13 protein-coding genes are annotated in these 18585 nt (G+C 43.7%); 7 read left to right on the top strand and 6 right to left on the bottom strand.

All coding sequences use genetic code 11. The features are described 5' to 3' along the window. Window positions 1–4 precede the first annotated feature (4 nt). Both WJM94_RS15875 and nspC read left to right on the top strand, forming a co-directional pair. Window positions 5–1249 (top strand): carboxynorspermidine synthase, encoded by a 1245-nt coding sequence (locus tag WJM94_RS15875; protein WP_444495168.1) that lies wholly within the window; start codon window positions 5–7, stop codon window positions 1247–1249. Between the two features lie 188 nt (window positions 1250–1437). Continuing rightward, window positions 1438–2571 (top strand): carboxynorspermidine decarboxylase, encoded by a 1134-nt coding sequence (gene nspC, locus WJM94_RS15870; protein ID WP_444495167.1) that lies wholly within the window; start codon window positions 1438–1440, stop codon window positions 2569–2571. 92 nt (window positions 2572–2663) lie between these two features. Here nspC and WJM94_RS15865 read toward each other — a convergent pair whose 3' ends face one another. Both WJM94_RS15865 and WJM94_RS15860 read right to left on the bottom strand, forming a co-directional pair. Continuing rightward, the gene (locus WJM94_RS15865) at window positions 2664–3176 is read right to left on the bottom strand and encodes a glycine cleavage system protein R (protein WP_444495166.1); all 513 of its coding nucleotides are present in this window, start codon (window positions 3174–3176) and stop codon (window positions 2664–2666) included. A gap of 209 nt (window positions 3177–3385) precedes the next feature. Then, window positions 3386–4288, bottom strand: coding sequence for a DUF3943 domain-containing protein (locus WJM94_RS15860; protein WP_444495356.1), 903 nt, complete (start codon window positions 4286–4288; stop codon window positions 3386–3388). A 290-nt stretch (window positions 4289–4578) separates the two neighbouring features. On the opposite strand from WJM94_RS15860, the gene WJM94_RS15855 reads away from it, so the two are divergent. Further along, window positions 4579–5811, top strand: coding sequence for a CinA family nicotinamide mononucleotide deamidase-related protein (locus tag WJM94_RS15855; RefSeq protein WP_444495165.1), 1233 nt, complete (start codon window positions 4579–4581; stop codon window positions 5809–5811). Window positions 5812–5904: 93 nt separating this feature from the next. On the opposite strand, the gene WJM94_RS15850 is transcribed toward WJM94_RS15855, so the two are convergent. The 4 genes from WJM94_RS15850 to ubiG form a co-directional block, all read right to left on the bottom strand. Beyond that, a complete protein-coding gene (locus WJM94_RS15850; protein WP_444495164.1) occupies window positions 5905–6183 on the bottom strand; it encodes a 2Fe-2S iron-sulfur cluster-binding protein in 279 nt (92 codons plus the stop codon). Next, window positions 6183–7316 carry a class Ia ribonucleoside-diphosphate reductase subunit beta gene (gene nrdB / locus WJM94_RS15845; protein ID WP_444495163.1) on the bottom strand — a complete coding sequence of 378 codons (1134 nt, stop codon included), beginning with the start codon at window positions 7314–7316 and terminating at the stop codon, window positions 6183–6185. The genes WJM94_RS15850 and nrdB overlap by 1 nt, the downstream gene beginning before the upstream one ends. 84 nt (window positions 7317–7400) lie before the next feature. After that, on the bottom strand, window positions 7401–9683 hold the full coding sequence (nrdA, locus tag WJM94_RS15840; protein ID WP_444495162.1) for a class 1a ribonucleoside-diphosphate reductase subunit alpha: 2283 nt from the start codon (window positions 9681–9683) through the stop codon (window positions 7401–7403). Between the two features lie 489 nt (window positions 9684–10172). Continuing rightward, window positions 10173–10880: a bifunctional 2-polyprenyl-6-hydroxyphenol methylase/3-demethylubiquinol 3-O-methyltransferase UbiG gene (ubiG, locus tag WJM94_RS15835; protein ID WP_444495161.1), complete on the bottom strand. Its 708-nt coding sequence runs from the start codon at window positions 10878–10880 to the stop codon at window positions 10173–10175. Between the two features lie 298 nt (window positions 10881–11178). On the opposite strand from ubiG, the gene gyrA reads away from it, so the two are divergent. The 4 genes from gyrA to WJM94_RS15815 all read left to right on the top strand — a co-directional run bounded on the left by gyrA (window position 11179) and on the right by WJM94_RS15815 (window position 18577). Beyond that, complete coding sequence (gene gyrA / locus WJM94_RS15830; RefSeq protein ID WP_444495160.1) at window positions 11179–13884, top strand: DNA gyrase subunit A; 2706 nt, start codon at window positions 11179–11181, stop codon at window positions 13882–13884. Window positions 13885–15010: 1126 nt separating this feature from the next. Continuing rightward, entirely contained in the window at window positions 15011–15658 is a 648-nt protein-coding gene (locus WJM94_RS15825) for a GTP cyclohydrolase II (protein ID WP_444495159.1), read from the top strand. 175 nt (window positions 15659–15833) lie between these two features. Further along, window positions 15834–17096: an imelysin family protein gene (locus WJM94_RS15820; protein WP_444495158.1), complete on the top strand. Its 1263-nt coding sequence runs from the start codon at window positions 15834–15836 to the stop codon at window positions 17094–17096. An 83-nt stretch (window positions 17097–17179) separates the two neighbouring features. After that, a complete protein-coding gene (locus WJM94_RS15815; protein ID WP_444495157.1) occupies window positions 17180–18577 on the top strand; it encodes a di-heme oxidoreductase family protein in 1398 nt (465 codons plus the stop codon). The last annotated feature ends 8 nt before the right edge of the window (window positions 18578–18585 follow it).

The raw sequence follows: 18585 nt of genomic DNA, 5'->3' as shown, positions 1-18585 counted from the left end.
AACTATGGCAATTCTACAGATTGGTGCAGGCGGCGTTGGCTGGGTAGTTGCACATAAAGCAGCACAAAACAACGACGTTCTGGGTGATATCACTATCGCATCACGTACCATAGGTAAGTGTGAGAAGATCATCGAATCTATTCAGAAGAAAAACAATCTGAAAGATTCAACTAAGAAACTAGAAGCTCGAGCAGTAAATGCTGACGACGTAGATTCTCTTGTTGCTCTTATTAAAGAAGTGAAACCAGACCTTGTGATCAACGCAGGTCCTCCATGGGTAAATATGCCAATCATGGAAGCGTGTTACCAAGCAAAAGTTTCATACCTAGATACATCAGTAGCGGTAGACCTTTGTTCTGAAGGTCAGCAAGTCCCTCAGGCTTACGACTGGCAGTGGGGCTACCGTGAAAAGTTTGAAGAAGCGGGTATCACTGGTATTTTAGGCGCTGGTTTCGATCCAGGCGTAGTGTCTGTATTTGCGGCTTATGCAGTAAAGCACTTGTTCGATGAAATCGATACAATCGATGTAATGGACGTTAACGCTGGTGATCACGGTAAGAAGTTTGCTACAAACTTTGACCCAGAAACTAATATGCTAGAGATCCAAGGTGACTCTTACTACTGGGAAAATGGCGCTTGGAAACAAGTGCCATGCCACTCTCGTATGTTAGAGTTCGATTTCCCGAACTGTGGTACGCATAAAGTTTACTCTATGGCTCACGACGAAGTTCGTTCTATGAAAGAGTTTATCCCAGCTAAACGTATTGAGTTTTGGATGGGCTTCGGTGACCGCTACCTAAACTATTTTAATGTTATGCGTGATATTGGCCTCTTGAACCCAGATCCGCTAACACTACAAGATGGTACTGTTGTACAACCACTGCACGTACTTAAAGCGCTGCTGCCTGACCCAACGTCTCTAGCACCAGGCTATACTGGCCTAACTTGTATCGGTACCTGGGTACAAGGCAAGAAAGATGGCAAAGAACGCAGTGTATTTATCTACAACAATGCGGACCACGAAGTTGCATACGAAGACGTAGAGCACCAAGCGATTTCTTACACTACAGGTGTACCAGCGATCACTGCGGCATTACAGTTCTTCCATGGCATGTGGGCAGATAAAGGTGTGTTCAACATGGAACAGTTAGATCCTGATCCGTTCCTGGAGACAATGCCATCTATCGGTTTAGACTGGCATGTTCAGGAGCTAGTACCAGGGCAGCCTGTGATCCATAAGTTGAAATAATAACATTGCGCCATTCTGTATAACGAGGAGCGAGCGTGATAAGGAATCTCTTAGTCATAAGCAAGAGATGCCGCAACACACTCTTTCTTCGTTATCGGAAATGACGGTTTATATTTCTGTAATTATTAAGCCGATGCGTAAGCGTCGGCTTTGTTCGATTTTAGAGTGGCCTCACTCAAGGTAATAAAATGCGACACAACGAACTAAAAACTCCGTACTTCATGATTAATGAAGACAAGCTGATTGCGAACCTAGAGAAAGCGAAGCAGCTAAAAGAAATCTCAGGTGTGAAGCTGGTTCTTGCACTTAAATGTTTTTCAACCTGGGGTGTCTTCGACATCATCAAACCTTATTTGGACGGTACGACAAGTTCTGGCCCGTTCGAAGTAAAACTTGGTTACGAAACGTTTGGTGGCGAAACTCACGCATACAGCGTTGGCTACAGTGAAGATGATGTACGTGAAGTGGCCGATATCTGCGACAAGATGATCTTTAACTCTCAGTCTCAGCTTGCAGCTTACCGCCATATCGTTGAAGGCAAAGCGTCGATTGGTCTTCGTCTAAACCCGGGCGTAAGTTACGCGGGCCAGGACTTAGCAAACCCTGCACGTCAATTCTCACGCCTTGGTGTTCAAGCAGATCACATCAAACCAGAAGTCTTTGACGGTATTGATGGTGTGATGTTCCACATGAACTGTGAGAACAAAGATGTAGACGCGTTTATTAGTCTGTTGGATGCAATCTCTGAACAGTTCGGTGAATATCTGAATAAGCTAGATTGGGTTAGCATGGGCGGTGGCGTGTTCTTCACTTGGCCTGGTTACGATATTGAAAAGCTAGGCCTTGCACTAAAAGCTTTCTCTGAAAAGCACGGTGTACAAATGTACCTTGAGCCTGGCGAAGCGATCATCACGAAGACGACTGACCTGGTCGTAACTGTGGTAGATATCGTAGAGAACGTGAAGAAAACGGCAATTGTTGACTCGGCGACCGAAGCACACCGTCTAGACACGCTAATTTACAATGAACCTGCTTCTATTCTTGAAGCTTCAGAAAAAGGCGAGCACGAATACGTAGTCGGTTCATGTTCATGTCTTGCTGGCGACCAATTCTGCGTGGCGACCTTTGAACAGCCATTAGAAATTGGTCAGCGTCTGCATATTCTGGACAGTGCGGGTTACACGATGGTGAAACTAAACTGGTTTAACGGCCTGCGTATGCCATCTGTTTATTGCGAGCGTTCAAACGGTGAGATTCAAAAGCTAAACGAGTTTGATTACTCAGACTTTAAACGTTCATTGTCACAATGGTCGGTTAAATAAGCGTGCCGCTAAATTAAGCGAGTGATTTAACTTCACCTCATCGAAAAAAGAGCAGCTAAGGCTGCTCTTTTAACATGAGAAAATGATGGCATTTATTCTTCTATGATTACGCGTGTGTCTTCGCTCAATGCTTCAAGCTCATTCGCGACATCTTCTATTTCCATTTCACTAGGTAGTTTAATCGCGATTTTTGCGCTAAACAGGCTTGAGCTGACGCCGCCACCGCCAGCGATAAACACGCGTTGGCAATCCATATCTAAAATAGAAATTCCCTGAGCATCAAGCACATGAGTTATCTCATTGACGATACCTGCTCTGTCATTGGCATCAAGCCTTAGCTGGAAGATAGTGTCTGCACTATGAGAATACGGCTCTGAATCTACGAACTTAACGACAAGAGTCTGACAAGTAGAGAATGCCTCTTTGACGATGTCGGCTTTTTCTTTTGGTAACTCAATTTTAATCACACCTGCGACTTGGTCTTCAATAAAATTGACTTTACTGATTAACCATTTACCGCCATTTTCATGGGTAATGGCAGCGAGTTCTTTAATGGTCGCAGGCGATGCTTGACCAACAAAATTGACGATAAACACAGTGTTCATATGGTCCCCTCCTGAAAAAGGTTTGGACGCGGCACGGGATTACGTAGCGCTTAAGTTATTGGAATAAATCCTTTTATTTAGTGTAGGTGTTAGGGGAGGGATAAGTTTGATGAAGGTCAATTTTTCTAGCTTATTCTCGACACAAATATCTAAAACCAACTTTGAGCCACAAAAAAACAGCCATTCGGCTGCTTTAGATTTTCTTGAGTTTAGAACGTAACTTTTAATTCGACGCCATAGAACTGAGAGTCGTAACCTGCTCCAGCATTCATTGCGAATTTGGCTACGTCTTGATTCCCAAACCAAGGTGATGAGTTAAATTGAAGCTCAGCGCTACCACCCCATGCTTCTGAGACCCAATAGTGAACATGGCCGACAGGATTAAGGAAGAACAGTGACACCCCGCCTACCATCTCTGAGCCTAATACCTCCCCGCCGTTTGCCAGGATGTCTTGCTCTGCAGTTACCATCATTTCACCAACTACCGCGCCAAAGAATGGAGTGATGAAAAGATCTTGCCAGGATGGAACTTCAGCGAAAGCTTCTACGCCATACTCCCAGAAGAATGCAGACATAGTGGTGGAGTACAGGAAAGACTCGAATTCGTTGTAACCAGCATGGCGAGCAGCGGTATAGTATACGCCACCAAAATAGGGGTGCATGACATAGTTAAGGACATGTTCATCTCGATCCCAAACCGGGCCATCGGAGACATTGTCTTTCCATTTTTTGCCCAGCTTACTCATATCGCGGTCTTCTTCATCCCACTTAGTAATGCTTTCTGGCAGGAATGTCATCAAACCGACAGTCGCGATACTTAACCCAAGAATGGTATAGGTTTGACCCATCAGGTAATCCCAATCTTTGTCCTTAGGAACAATGAGATGTTTAGGCTGAAGCCCTGCGTCAAGTTGTAAAGAATCATCCTCACTCTCTTCAAAAGCAAACTTACGATTTTGTGCTTCGAAGGTGTACAGGTTAGTCGTTTCACAGTAACCTGAAAGACAATCTGGCGCGTAAGAAAACTCACTATGGCTGGTCATATCGTATTGGTTTGCGTTTGCAACCGTTGTCGTCACAAGACACAGTCCAGCCAGAGTCTTCTTAAACATGGATGATTTTGACACAAGGTCTCCGAATCAAAGGTTTGATGATCTAGTGCACAATTATCCCCTAAAAGAAAAACCATTTAAATACTTGATCTTAAATTATACACAAATGGTTTCATTGTTAAGGATTCAGAGGCTTACGGTATGTTCAAACGTAGAGATTTCTATGAAGCACTTCCCTTGAAGCTATTTGTGTATTATCCAAATAAAATTAGTGATTTATTCAATAAACAGAAAACGATGTGGGCGCAGCGTACAAAAAATAGAATTGCGTTCATGTTCAGGAGTCAGTTGTGAAAATAGCAATGCTTAGTACCGGAGAAGAAGTCCTTCACGGGGATATCGTTGATACAAATGCTGCTTGGTTGTCCAGTTTGTTTTATCAGCAAGGATTTGGCTTAACAAAACGTTCGACGGTTGGAGATAAACTTTCCAGTTTGATTGAAGAGTTCTTGATGCTCAGTTTCAATAATGATGTGGTTATCGTCAATGGTGGCCTAGGCCCGACAACTGATGACTTGAGTGCCGCGGCAGCAGCAAAAGCAGCTGATTGTAAGTTGGTGCTGTTTAAGGAATGGCTGGAACAGTTAGAGAGCATGTATGCGCGACGTGGCAAACCTATGCCAGATAGTAACCTTAAACAAGCTATGCTACCTGAAACTGCTCAAATACTAGATAACCCAATCGGTACTGCCTGTGGTTTTAAGATGTTGATTAACGACGCGGTTTTCTATTTTACGCCTGGTGTACCCAGTGAATTTAAGCTGATGGCAGAAACGCAGATTTTACCTGATCTGAAACGTTCTTTTCCAGACGTTCAAGGTTCCTCGTGTAGCCGTATTTACACATTTGGCCTTTCAGAATCTGGAATTTCAGACAAATTAGACCCGATTAAGTTGCCACAAGGTTATGAACTTGGCTATCGATCCTATTTACCTTTCATCGAAGTGAAACTGTTTGGACCGACAGACCAGTTCGAGCAGCGATCAAAGATAATGCAGTTGATGAACCAACATCTGGAGACAAATACAGTTAGTGTAGACCTGCCAATGGTTGAGCATGTTGGTCAGTTATTGAAGGCGGAGAAACTAACGCTGGCGGTATCAGAAAAGAGCAGTGCAGGGTATTTGACTTACTGGCTGAACGGTGACGAAAATGCTGAACAGCAGCTTAGTCACAGCTGGGTATTGTCGGGTAAAAGCGAAGCTCTTAAAGACGATGGCGACCCTCTGGCCGCTGCGTTTGCCCTAGCTGGTGCGACCCGCGAAAAGTGTCGGGCAGACTTGGCGTTGGTGACCGGTAAAATTGAAGAGGGTGTATTTTCTATTGCTCTTTCGACGCCTGCGGGGGAATGGGGCGTTTTATACAAATTATCTCGAAAATATCAGCGAGATGATCAGGTTAAAGTTATTAGTACTGCAGCGCTTGATCTGTTACGTCGTTATCTGGAACGTAAACCGATGTTTGCTCACTATATGTTCTTAGAAAAAGTCAAAGAGATGCACATCCCAGGCAGCGCACTTTAGGAGTGTGCTAATTGTATTAAAGCGTTAATCCCAACAAACAAAAAGCCAAGGTATCTACCTTGGCTTTGAGAACACTTTGTCTTTCAACTGACGTTATGCGCGCTTTTCTTTCATCGCATAGTTGACACGACTGAGTGTCACACTTGATTTTGCTTTACAGATACAAGGCAATATTTCATCGCCTTCCGTGTAAGCCATCTTAAAACCAACATACTCAATCTCACCAGATTCTAATGTGCAGCGACATGCCCCGCAGTGGCCATCACGACAGTTATATTCCGGTAGCAGACCTGCCTTTTCCATGGTCTCCAAAATCGTATTTGAAGGGTTGGATTCAATGCTGACGAGTTTGTTGATTTTAATTGTCGGCATTACAGTTCAAATCCTTCAAAGTCGTCTTCGTGTACTTCGTTGTCAATCTGACCAACTAAGTAAGATGAAATTTCTGCCTCTTGAGGAGCAACCTGAACATTATCTGAAGACAGCCAAGCATTAATCCATGGGATTGGGTTGCTTGTTGCGCTAGGGTATGCGGCTGGTAGACCTACAGCCTGCATACGAATGTTTGTGATGTACTCTACGTATTGGCTCAGGATGTCTTTGTTTAGACCGATCATTGAACCGTCTTTAAACAGGTACTCTGCCCATTCTTTCTCTTGCTCTGCCGCTTCTTTGAAAAGTTCAAAACACTCTTGTTTTGCTTCTTCTGCGATTTGCATGAAAGTGAAATCATCCTGACCGTTACGTAGCAGGTTGATCATGTGTTGAGTACCGTTTAAGTGAAGCGCTTCATCACGAGCAATCAGTTTGATGATTTTCGCGTTACCTTCCATTAGCTCACGCTCTGCGAAAGCGAATGAACATGCGAAACTTACGTAGAAACGAATCGCTTCTAGTGCATTCACAGACATCAGACAGATGTACAGTTTCTTCTTAAGATCGTAAAGGCTTACCTTAACTATTTCACCGTTGATGACGTGCTCACCCTCACCGTAGCGGTGGTAATCATTTGTCGCTTGAATCAGATCGTCGTAGTAGTGCGCGATATCTTTTGCACGCTTAAGGATGTGTTCGTTTTCAACGATGTCATCAAATACTACAGCTGGGTCGTTCACGATGTTACGAATAATGTGCGTGTACGAACGAGAGTGGATCGTTTCAGAGAACGACCAAGTTTCAATCCACGTTTCTAGCTCAGGCAGAGAAACAAGAGGAAGCAATGCCACGTTCGGGCTGCGTCCTTGGATTGAATCCAGAAGCGTTTGGTACTTCAGGTTAGAGATGAAGATATGCTTCTCATGATCTGGCAACTTGTTGTAATCAATGCGGTCGCTAGATACGTCAACTTCTTCTGGACGCCAGAAGAAAGAAAGCTGCTTTTCGATAAGCTTTTCGAAGATTTCGAATTTTTGTTGGTCGTAACGAGCAACGTTTACGGATTGACCCAAGAACATTGGTTCCTTTAGTTGGTCGTTTTTGTTCTGGTTAAAAGTACTGTAAGCCATGATGCCTCAATTCCTTTTAGACCTCCCCACAAGGAGGGGAGGTGTTCGATATTCTGTTTCTACGGGTTGCCTGGGTGGTGAAAATTAAATCTTACAACCGCCGCCTGCACAATCGTCTTCTTCCGGCTGAACTGCGTCTTTCTGTTCATCCTTAGCACCATCACGAGTGTTATGGTAGTAAAGGGTTTTTACACCAAACTTGTACGCAGTAAGTAGGTCTTGCAGAAGTTTCTTCATTGGTACCTTACCTGTCTCGTAGCGCGATGGATCGTAGTTTGTGTTCGCTGAGATAGCTTGGTCTACGAACTTCTGCATGATACCGACAAGGTGAAGGTAACCGTCGTTGGAACCGATGTTCCAAAGTAGCTCGTAGTTATCTTTCAGCTCAGTAAATTCTGGCACAACTTGCTTCAGGATACCGTCTTTTGACGCTTTTACAGACACGTAACCACGTGGTGGCTCAATACCGTTTGTCGCGTTAGAGATCTGAGAAGAGGTCTCAGAAGGCATTAGCGCAGTCAATGTTGAGTTACGTAGGCCATGTTCCATGATCTCTTTACGTAGGCTGTCCCAGTCGTAGTGCAGCGCTTCGTCACAAATCAGGTCGATGTCTTTCTTGTACGTATCGATTGGCAGTAGGCCTTTCGCGTAGTTTGTTTCATGGAACAAAGGACATTTACCTTGTTCTTTTGCTAATGCTACCGACGCCTTTAATAGGTAGTACTGCATTGCTTCAAACGTACGGTGAGTCAGACCATTTGCGCTACCATCAGAGTATTTCACACCATTCTTCGCTAAGTAGTAAGCAAAGTTGATAACACCAACACCCAAAGTACGACGGTTCATTGTCGATTTGTATGCTGCCGGTAGTGGGTAATCTTGGTAATCCAATAGTGCATCCAGAGCACGAACAACCAGATCAGAAAGCTCTTCGAAATCATCAAGAGACGTAATTGCACCTAGGTTAAACGCAGAAAGCGTACACAGTGCTATTTCACCTGAATCGTCTTCAACGTTAGTCAGTGGTTTTGTTGGAAGTGCAATTTCCAGACATAGGTTAGACTGACGAACTGGTGCTACTTCAGAGTCGAATGGGCTGTGAGTGTTACAGTGATCAACGTTCTGAATGTAAATACGGCCTGTTGAAGCGCGTTCTTGCATCAGTAGCGAGAACATTTCGACCGCTCTTACCGTTTCCTTCTTAATTGAAGGATCATTCTCGTACTTCACGTATAGGCGTTCGAATTCCGCTTGGTTTTCGAAGAATGCATCGTATAGGCCTGGTACGTCTGAAGGTGAGAATAGCGTGATGTTGCCACCTTCAACAAGGCGTTGGTACATCAGTTTATTCAGTTGTACACCGTAGTCCATATGACGAACACGGTTTTCTTCAACACCACGGTTGTTCTTAAGTACCATCAGGGAACGTGCTTCACCGTGCCACATTGGGTAGAACACAGTCGCAGCACCGCCACGCACGCCACCTTGTGAACAGCACTTAACAGCAGTTTGGAAGTACTTGTAGAACGGAATACAACCTGTGTGGAATGCTTCGCCACCACGGATTTCCGAACCTAGAGCACGGATACGACCCGCGTTAATACCGATACCTGCGCGTTGAGATACGTAACGAACAATTGAGCTCGCCGTCGCGTTGATAGAGTCCAGGCTATCACCACACTCAATCAGTACACATGAGCTGAACTGACGGGTAGGCGTACGTACACCAGACATAATTGGCGTAGGTAGCGAAATCTGGAATGTAGACGTCGCATCGTAGAAACGCTTGATGTAATCAAGACGCGTCTCTTTTGGGTACTTAGCAAATAGACATGCTGCCACAAGAATGTACAGGAACTGAGCACTCTCGTAGATTTGACCCGACACACGGTTCTGTACAAAGTACTTACCTTCCAGCTGCTTTACGGCAGCATATGAGAAGTTTAGGTCGCGCTTGTGGTCGATGTACGAATCAAGTAATTCTAGATCTGCTTTTGTGTAGTCTTCTAGCAGGTGTTTGTCGTACTTACCCATGTCAACAAGTCGAGCTACGTGATCATACAGCTTAGGTGGCTCATATTGGCCGTAAGCTTTTTTACGTAGATGGAATACTGCTAAACGAGCTGCTAGGTATTGGTAATCTGGCGTCTCTTCTGAAATCAGGTCAGCGGCAGATTTAATGATAGTCTCGTGGATGTCTGACGTCGTAATACCATCGTAAAACTGGATGTGAGCGCGCAATTCTACCTGAGAGACGGAAACGTTACTTAGGCCTTCTGCAGCCCATGTGATAACGCGGTGAATTTTGTCCAGATCGATAATTTCTTTACGGCCATCACGCTTGGTGACAGTGAGTTGTTGGTTCATTCTGCTTTATTTCCCTAAGAAAACTGATTAAAGCCGTGTTTTTGTCTATTTATATGCAAAACATTTAAATCTTGCGGTGGCTTTGTGATCGAAGTCTATCTACATATTGTAGCTTAAACACAATATATAGGGGTTCAATTGTTTGCGGATTACAAGATAGTGCTATTGCTCGGATTGATCAAGGTACATGTTTGGGATGACTTGTGGATAACTTACGAAATAAAAAAAATCAGTAAGTGGATACTAACCGATGAGAAAAGGGCACACTTGAATAGCTAAAAATGCAGTTTTCAGATCGGTTTAGAAATAACCGCACTGAAAAATATTTTTCTTGATCTTTGACCATTTTTATTTGCCAAAAATAGGTTGGTCAAAATGTAATCCAGAGCACAAATCATATACACAAAAGCGGCAACTTTGTGCTACCGCTTTTGGTCAATTTCTTAACTAAATGGTCAATAGAAATACGATTTTCTAGCGTTAGAGCGTTTAGTATTTTGTAGTGTGAACGATGTAGTTTACATCTACGTTACGACCGAGTTTGTAACTGTCAGTAAGTGGGTTGTAATGCAGACCCGTAATGCCCAGTTCGGTCAGGTCTGTTTGGTCAATCATCTTCATCATTTCTGCTGGTCTGATGAATTTCTCGTGGTCGTGGGTACCTTCAGGCACAATCTTAAGCAGTTTCTCTGCACCGACGATTGCAAATAGGTAAGACTTAACGTTTCGGTTCAGAGTAGAAAAGAACACGTGGCCACCGGGTTTAACTAGGGCGGCGCAAGAGCGAATAACTGAAAGTGGGTCTGGGACATGCTCGAGCATTTCCATGCAAGTCACCACATCGTAAGTCCCCACGTTTTCCAATGCATGGTCTTCAATCGTACTTTGGATATAGGTGAGTTTAGTACCCGTTTCCAGAGCATGTAGACGTGCAACTTCTAGGGGTTCTTTACCCATATCGAGACCCGTTACGATAGCGCCTTCTTTCGCCATGCTTTCCGCCAGAATACCACCACCACAACCGACATCCAGTGCTCGTTTTCCAAATAAACCATCCGCTTTTTCTAGCACATAGTTCAAACGAAGCGGGTTAATTTGGTGAAGTGGCTTGAATTCACCTTCTAAATCCCACCAACGAGAAGCCATGTCCTCGAATTTCTTAATTTCACTAGGGTCGACGTTTTGTGATTTAGTCATAATGGTTGTACTGCATTCAATCTGAGTCCTTTAGAATAGCGCATTTTATCAGTATTAAACCGATTAATCCCCGATTTGTTCGCCAGAATTCTATTTTTGCTCAATATTGACCGAAATGTAGTCACTTTTCATAAGGATATCGGATGAGTGTGCAAATTCTCGACGTTTGAATCTCAACAAAGCTCACAACCTGATAAAAGGAGAGGGAAAGGGATGCCGAAGTGATGAAATATGTGTTATATTTTTTCACCTTAAACGTATCGTAATTACGATCAGATAATAGAGGGATAATGGCTCTATGAGCGATTTAGCTAAAGAGATCACGCCCGTAAACATTGAAGACGAGCTTAGAGGTTCATATCTAGACTACGCGATGTCAGTAATCGTGGGTCGTGCTCTTCCGGATGTGCGTGATGGCCTAAAACCAGTACACCGCCGCGTTTTATTCGCGATGAACGTACTAGGCAACGATTGGAACAAACCATATAAAAAATCAGCCCGTGTTGTCGGCGACGTAATCGGTAAATATCACCCACACGGTGATAGTGCTGTGTACGACACAATTGTACGTATGGCTCAGCCGTTCTCACTTCGTTACATGCTGGTCGATGGTCAAGGTAACTTCGGCTCAATTGATGGCGACTCTGCTGCGGCAATGCGTTACACCGAAGTACGTATGGCAAAAATTGCCCACGAACTTTTGGCTGACCTAGATAAAGAAACCGTAGACTACGTACCTAACTATGATGGTACTGAGCAGATTCCAGCGGTTCTTCCAACAAAAATTCCAAACCTATTGGTAAACGGTGCCTCTGGTATCGCGGTAGGTATGGCAACCAACATCCCGCCACATAACCTTGGTGAAGTGATCGATGGCTGTCTTGCATACATCAATAATGAAGAGATCACTATTGATGAACTAATGGATTACATCCCTGGCCCAGATTTCCCGACGGCAGCACTTATCAGTGGCCGTAAAGGCATTGTAGACGCGTACAAAACTGGTCGCGGTAAGATCTACATGCGTTCAAAAGCGGAGATCGAAACAGAGAAAAACGGTAAAGAAACCATCGTTGTTACCGAGATTCCGTACCAAGTGAACAAAGCTCGTCTAATCGAGAAGATCGCGGAACTGGTTAAAGATAAGAAAGTAGAAGGCATCAGTGCGCTACGTGACGAGTCTGATAAAGATGGTATGCGTATCGTTATTGAGTGTAAGCGTGATGCTGTAGGCGAAGTGGTTCTTAACAACCTTTACGCTCAGACTCAGCTACAAACGACTTTCGGCATCAACATGGTTGCGCTGAACAATGGTCAGCCACAGCTATTCAACCTGAAAGATATGTTGAAGTGCTTCGTGGACCACCGTCGTGAAGTCGTTACTCGTCGTACTATTTTTGAATTGCGTAAAGCTCGCGAGCGTGCGCACATTCTTGAAGGTCTTGCTCTTGCACTTGCGAACATCGATGAAATCATCGACCTGATTCGTAAAGCACCGACGCCAGCAGAAGCTAAAGCCGGTCTTATCGCACGTGGTTGGGATCTTGGTAACGTTTCAGCAATGCTGGAGCGTGCTGGTACTGACGCGGCTCGCCCAGAGTGGCTTGAGCCTCAATATGGTATTCGTGACGGCCAGTACTTCCTGACTGAACAACAAGCGCAAGCAATCCTAGATCTACGTCTACACAAACTGACTGGTCTAGAACACGAGAAGATTCTTGGTGAATACAAAGAGCTTCTGGACGTAATCGCTGAGTTAATGCACATCCTTGCAAGCACTGAACGTTTGATGGAAGTGATTCGTGAAGAACTAGAAGCTGTCCGCGACGGTTTCGGTGATGAACGTCGTACTGAAATCACTGCAGCTAGCCATGACATCGACATGGAAGAGCTGATTGCTCGTGAAGACGTAGTAGTGACACTGTCTCACGAAGGTTACGTTAAGTACCAAATCCTAAGCGACTACGAAGCTCAGCGTCGTGGTGGTAAAGGTAAGAGTGCCACTCGAATGAAAGATGAAGACTACATTGAGCGTCTTCTAGTGGCGAATACGCACGACAACATTCTATGTTTCTCAACTCGTGGTAAGACATACCGTCTGAAAGTTTACCAGTTGCCGTTAGCGAGCCGTACTGCTCGTGGTAAACCTATCATTAACATTCTTCCTCTGGAAGATGGTGAACGAATCACGGCTATCCTGCGTGTAGATGAGTTCTCAGAAGATAAGTTTATCTTTATGGCGACGGGTGACGGTACGGTTAAGAAAACTCCGTTGAACCAATTTGCAAACGTTCGTTCAAATGGCCTGATTGCGGTGAACCTACGTGAAGATGATTCGTTAATTGGGGTGGATATCACCAATGGCGAAAACGAAATCATGCTGTTCTCTAAAGCGGGTAAAGTGGTTCGCTTTAAAGAAGCGGAAGAGATTCCAGTACTTGATGAAAATGGTAATCCAGTTCTTGATGAGAACGGTCAACCAGAAATTAAGTTTAAAGGTGTTCGTCCTATGGGTCGTACTGCCTCTGGTGTTCGTGGTATGAAACTGGCTGAAAACGACCAGGTTGTATCACTTATCGTTCCATCAAACGAAGGTGACATCCTAACGGTTACAGAAAACGGTTACGGTAAACGTACAACGCTTAATGAGTATCCGACAAAAGGTCGTGGTACACAGGGTGTAGTATCTATCAAGGTTTCTGAGCGTAACGGTCCTGTCGTTGGCGCGGTACAAGTAGAAGAAGGCGACGAGATGATGATGATCACCGACGCTGGCACCCTAGTACGTACACGCGTTGCTGAAGTTAGTCAGGTTGGTCGTAATACACAGGGTGTAACCTTGATCAGAACTGCTGATGATGAATCAGTGGTTGGCCTGCAGCGCATTGATGAAGTTGAAGAAGTAGATTTGCCAGAAGGTGAAGCAACAGAATCATCAAATGCAGAACAGCAAGCATCAGAAGCACCTGAAGCGGATGATTCAGCAGAAGATACCGAAGAGTAATTTCTAAGTCTTGAACCGTATAATAGAGAAGCCGAGCGTAATGCCCGGCTTTTTTATTTGCTTATATTGTAGAGGTAATCGATTTCATTAGTTGGTTATGGTTCAATATTGCGATGTGTATCAATATAAATATAGTTAGTGTATAGAACCATATAGGTGAATATAGTTAAGTAATATTTACCGAATTGAATTCTGTCATCATTAAAATAAATGTTGATAATACTTTATACTTCCAATTTATATTATCTTCATATCGTGGAATAAATAAAACTGCACACTAACGATATAAAGCATATTGTTGAACTGCAATAGAGTGTGCTTATATAGATTGAGATATAGACTGAAACTCTTCGTTGCATTTACAAAATCTGTAAATAGATTTTACTAGTCTACTTGCATATATTGCTGTTATTTATTAACCAATTAGCGTTGCACTGCGTTTGGACACACAGTTGATACGCTGTTCAGTTGACAGTGAGTTGGCTTATTTTTGTACAGTATATTAACAAATTATCAGGACAGCTTATTTCGAATTCGCATTAATATTTCTCTCCATTTTTTTGAGAATTAGTTAGATGTCATTAGTGTGATTGTTATTCCATAATTTGAAATAAACTGTGCAAATAACAAACAGGGTGTTATTATTTTTCGGAATTTATGAAGGTTCCAGCAATTAAAATCACAATACTTGAGCTGGATGAGTAATAAAAGATCTAAGTAGGTGAACGAGTGGATTCAATTATATCGCAGTTAAGAAAGGACTTTTATGCGCACATTCGCGCATTGCAGGCACCTATGATGCCACAAGTCACTTCGACTCTCTCAGTTTTAACCGACGAGGAAATTCAAGAACTCGAAGCTGTTTGGATAGAATTTGCTGTTTGGAAAAGTCGCCAGTCACACTGATTCTGTTGTTATGCGCCAGTACTTATCAACCCCAGCCAAAATTTGTCTGGGGTTTTTTATTGTAGTTTCATGAAAATGTTATAATATAACACTTCATTGGCGTGACTAAGGGTACGGTTGGCTTTGTAAGCTTTAGGGGAGTAGATTCAGATTAAATGTGATCTGCGTATTGAAAAATTCAGTATCAGTCCCCATAGTTGAAGGGCAATGAGAACATCCCATGAATGTAATAACAAAAACGCATCAAGAATTAAATCGAGTGAGTATAGATATGGCGGAAGTACGAGCCAGAGTAGACTTTAAAGTCGGGGCTAAGAGTGATATCGATGCTGAAATCCTGTCTTTCCGTGGTTTGAAGACAGATAAAGAGCATGTAGCAGTTATCTTTAAGCAAGCGGACCAAGTGCAAGAGACGCCACTAGTACGTATGCATTCAGAGTGTCTTACCGGCGATGTTTTTCACTCTTCTCGTTGTGACTGTGGTGAGCAGTTGGAAGAAACGATACAGATCATGGGTGAGTCTGGCGGCATCATTCTTTATCTGCGTCAGGAAGGGCGTGGTATTGGCCTTTACAACAAGATTGATGCTTATCGATTACAAAGCCAGGGTATGAACACCTACGAGGCTAATAATCATTTAGGCTTCGATGATGATTTGCGTGATTTCACCGAAGCAGCGCAGATGCTACAAGCTTTGGATGTAAACAAGATTCGACTTGTGACTAACAACCCTAAGAAAATTCGCGAGTTGGCAGAGTACGGTATTGAAATTGTAGAAGTCGTAAACACTTCTGCTCATGTTAAAGATGGCAACGAGAATTACCTCAAAGCAAAAGCGTCTCACGGCAAACACAATCTGAAGGTTTAGACCTAAAGATAAAATTATCAGCTATTCATGTTAAAAGCCTCACGTTGATGAGGCTTTTTTCGTATCTGAAGTTGCAAAAAAATTGTAAATTTGTATTATTTCGCGACTAGTAGTGCAAATAAGAATAATTAGCACTACGAATGTACAAATAATTTGCTCAACAAGGATGCTTCGAATGAACGCAAAAACAGTTTTAGTTAAAGCTATTGCTGCTTCTCTATTGATTTCCAGTGGTACAGCGGTTGCTGCTCAAGTAACCAAACAACAAGTTGTCGAACATTATGCAGATGTGGCTCATGCAGTATTTGCTGACTCATTGACAACAGCAAAAACTCTTAATTTTAAAATCGAAGAATTCTTAAAAGCGCCTTCAGCTGTGAAGCTAGAGGAAGTGAAACAAGCTTGGCTCGACTCACGCGTACCTTACCAACAATCTGAAGTATTCCGTTTTGGTAACGCGGTTGTAGACGACTGGGAAGGCCAGCTAAATGCTTGGCCTTTAGACGAAGGTTTGATTGATTACGTTGCTTCCGATTATCAATACGAACTAGGTAACGAAGGCGCTGCTGCGAACATCGTAGCAAACACAAGCCTAACCATCGGTGCAACTACTCTGGACGTATCGAAAATTACTCCAGAACTGATTGCAGACCTAAACGAAGTTGGGGGCTCTGAAGCGAACGTTGCTTCTGGTTACCATGCAATTGAATTCCTGCTTTGGGGCCAAGATCTTAATGGAACGAATGCTGGAGCAGGTCAACGTGCTTACACTGACTTTGTTGTCGGTTCTGGCTGTACTAACGGCAACTGTGACCGTCGTGGTGATTACTTAAAGGCGGCATCAGGTCTTTTGGTTCAAGACCTAGAGTGGATGGAAAAGCAGTGGTCTACAGACGTGAAAGATAACTACCGTCAAGAGCTACTTGCTGACTCTGCTGACAATGGTCTTCGCAAGATGTTATTTGGCATGGGTTCTCTTTCTCTAGGAGAACTGGCTGGTGAGCGTATGAAGGTCGCATTGGAAGCAAACTCAACGGAAGACGAGCATGATTGCTTCTCTGACAACACTCACAACTCTCATTTCTACAACGAGCAAGGCATCTACAACGTCTACATGGGTTTGTACAATCGTCAAGATGGCACGTTGATTACTGGCCCGAGTATTGCTGACCTTGTTGCTCAAAAAGATGAGCAAGCAGCGAAGGAAATTCAGAAGCAATTTGATGCAACACGCAGCCAGGTCAGTGAGCTTGTTAAATCTGCAGAGCAAAACAACCAGCATTTCGATCAGCTTATTGCAGCGGATAACATTCAAGGCAACGCTTTAGTCAACGAAACTATCATGTCTCTAGTCGCGCAAACTGGTGCGATTGAGCGTGCTGCGAACATCGTGGGCATTGACAGTTTGAGCCCAGATACCGCAGACCACGAGTTCTAAGAAAAATTATTATAACAAGGGCTCCTAGATTGAGCCCTTTACTGTTTGAGCTCGCGGTTAGTAATTCATTTAAGAGCAATGATATGAAGCCATCTTTTACTCATTTCCAATTAGCGATAGCACTTACAGCTGTATTTTCATCTACTGCATTTGCTTATGATGTTCGATCTGGCGGTAAAACCAGTGTCAATAAAGACGGGGCTAACGCGTACTCTCTTCCTGCTGCAAACTTGCCAATGAGTAAGCGATTAGATTTTAGCGTTGGTAATAGCTTTTTCAGAAATCCTTGGGTACAAGCGCCTGCGTCTACTGATGCTCGTGACGGACTTGGCCCGCTTTTCAATACCAATGGCTGTCAAAACTGCCATATAAAAGATGGCCGAGGTCATCCTCCAGAAGATGGAGATATCCACGCGGTATCGATGTTAGTGCGTCTAAGCATTCCGGCGGTGACGCCTGAGCAGAAAAAAGCTTACATCATTGATGGAGGTATTCCTGAACCAACATATGGTGGTCAGTTGCAAGATTTTGCCCTTCAAGATCAAAAACCAGAAGGTAAAATTTCTATCACGTATAGTGAAGTGCCAGTTCAATTTAAAGATGGCACTACTGTAATGCTGCGAAAACCAGCACTTAGTATTACCAATTTAGGTTACGGTCCTATGCACCCCGATACGGAGTTTTCTGCCCGTGTCGCACCGCCTATGATTGGTTTGGGCCTTTTGGAAAGCATTCCCGATGAAACGTTGCTTGCGTGGTCTGATGAAAATGACAATGACAACGATGGTATTTCAGGAAAAGTGAATAAAGTTTGGAATATAGAAACAGGTGCTTTCGCTCTAGGTCGATTTGGCTGGAAAGCGGGCCAACCAACGTTGATGCAGCAGAATGCTGCCGCCTTTAATGGTGATGTTGGCCTGACAAGTCATTTGTTTCCGGATGAAAACTGTACATCTAAGCAATCAATATGTAACGAGCTTCCAAATGGTGGTGATCCTGAGGTGAGCGAGAATATTCTTGATTTTGTTGAGTTTTATAGTCAGCATTTAGCGGTACCAATCCGACGTAATGTTGAGAACTTAGAGGTACAACTTGGCCAACAGCTCTTCGCTTCAATTGGCTGTGAAAGTTGCCACAAAACCAATGTTAAAACAGCGAAGCGTCCGGAATTACCGGCACTCTCAGAACAAGACATTCATCCATACACCGATCTCCTGCTACACGATATGGGCGAAGGGCTCGCCGATAATCGACCTGAATATTTAGCGAATGGTCGTGAATGGCGTACACCACCGCTATGGGGTATTGGCTATACCGAGGAAGTGAATGGTCATACCTACTATCTTCATGATGGTCGTGCACGTAATGTGATGGAAGCTGTGCTTTGGCACGGTGGCGAAGCCGAAGCTTCTAAACAAAAAGTATTGGCTTTAAGCAAGAAAGAGCGCGATGCGCTGGTTGCTTTCATGGATTCTTTATAAGGAACTCA

This window comes from Vibrio sp. YIC-376 (assembly GCF_052353105.1).
Classification (GTDB): Bacteria; Pseudomonadota; Gammaproteobacteria; order Enterobacterales; family Vibrionaceae; genus Vibrio.
Note: the sequence above shows the minus strand (reverse complement) of the source record. Positions and strands in the feature narration are given on the sequence as shown.

What these genes read in the sequence shown, in the direction of transcription:
- WJM94_RS15825 (WP_444495159.1), top strand. Translation starts at nt 15,011, where the DNA reads ATGAATGTAATAACAAAAACGCATCAAGAATTAAATCGAGTGAGTATA.
- nspC (WP_444495167.1), top strand. Translation starts at nt 1,438, where the DNA reads ATGCGACACAACGAACTAAAAACTCCGTACTTCATGATTAATGAAGAC.
- WJM94_RS15860 (WP_444495356.1), bottom strand. Translation starts at nt 4,288, where the DNA reads ATGTTTAAGAAGACTCTGGCTGGACTGTGTCTTGTGACGACAACGGTT.
- WJM94_RS15820 (WP_444495158.1), top strand. Translation starts at nt 15,834, where the DNA reads ATGAACGCAAAAACAGTTTTAGTTAAAGCTATTGCTGCTTCTCTATTG.
- WJM94_RS15850 (WP_444495164.1), bottom strand. Translation starts at nt 6,183, where the DNA reads ATGCCGACAATTAAAATCAACAAACTCGTCAGCATTGAATCCAACCCT.
- WJM94_RS15815 (WP_444495157.1), top strand. Translation starts at nt 17,180, where the DNA reads ATGAAGCCATCTTTTACTCATTTCCAATTAGCGATAGCACTTACAGCT.
- ubiG (WP_444495161.1), bottom strand. Translation starts at nt 10,880, where the DNA reads ATGACTAAATCACAAAACGTCGACCCTAGTGAAATTAAGAAATTCGAG.
- nrdB (WP_444495163.1), bottom strand. Translation starts at nt 7,316, where the DNA reads ATGGCTTACAGTACTTTTAACCAGAACAAAAACGACCAACTAAAGGAA.
- WJM94_RS15865 (WP_444495166.1), bottom strand. Translation starts at nt 3,176, where the DNA reads ATGAACACTGTGTTTATCGTCAATTTTGTTGGTCAAGCATCGCCTGCG.
- nrdA (WP_444495162.1), bottom strand. Translation starts at nt 9,683, where the DNA reads ATGAACCAACAACTCACTGTCACCAAGCGTGATGGCCGTAAAGAAATT.
- gyrA (WP_444495160.1), top strand. Translation starts at nt 11,179, where the DNA reads ATGAGCGATTTAGCTAAAGAGATCACGCCCGTAAACATTGAAGACGAG.
- WJM94_RS15875 (WP_444495168.1), top strand. Translation starts at nt 5, where the DNA reads ATGGCAATTCTACAGATTGGTGCAGGCGGCGTTGGCTGGGTAGTTGCA.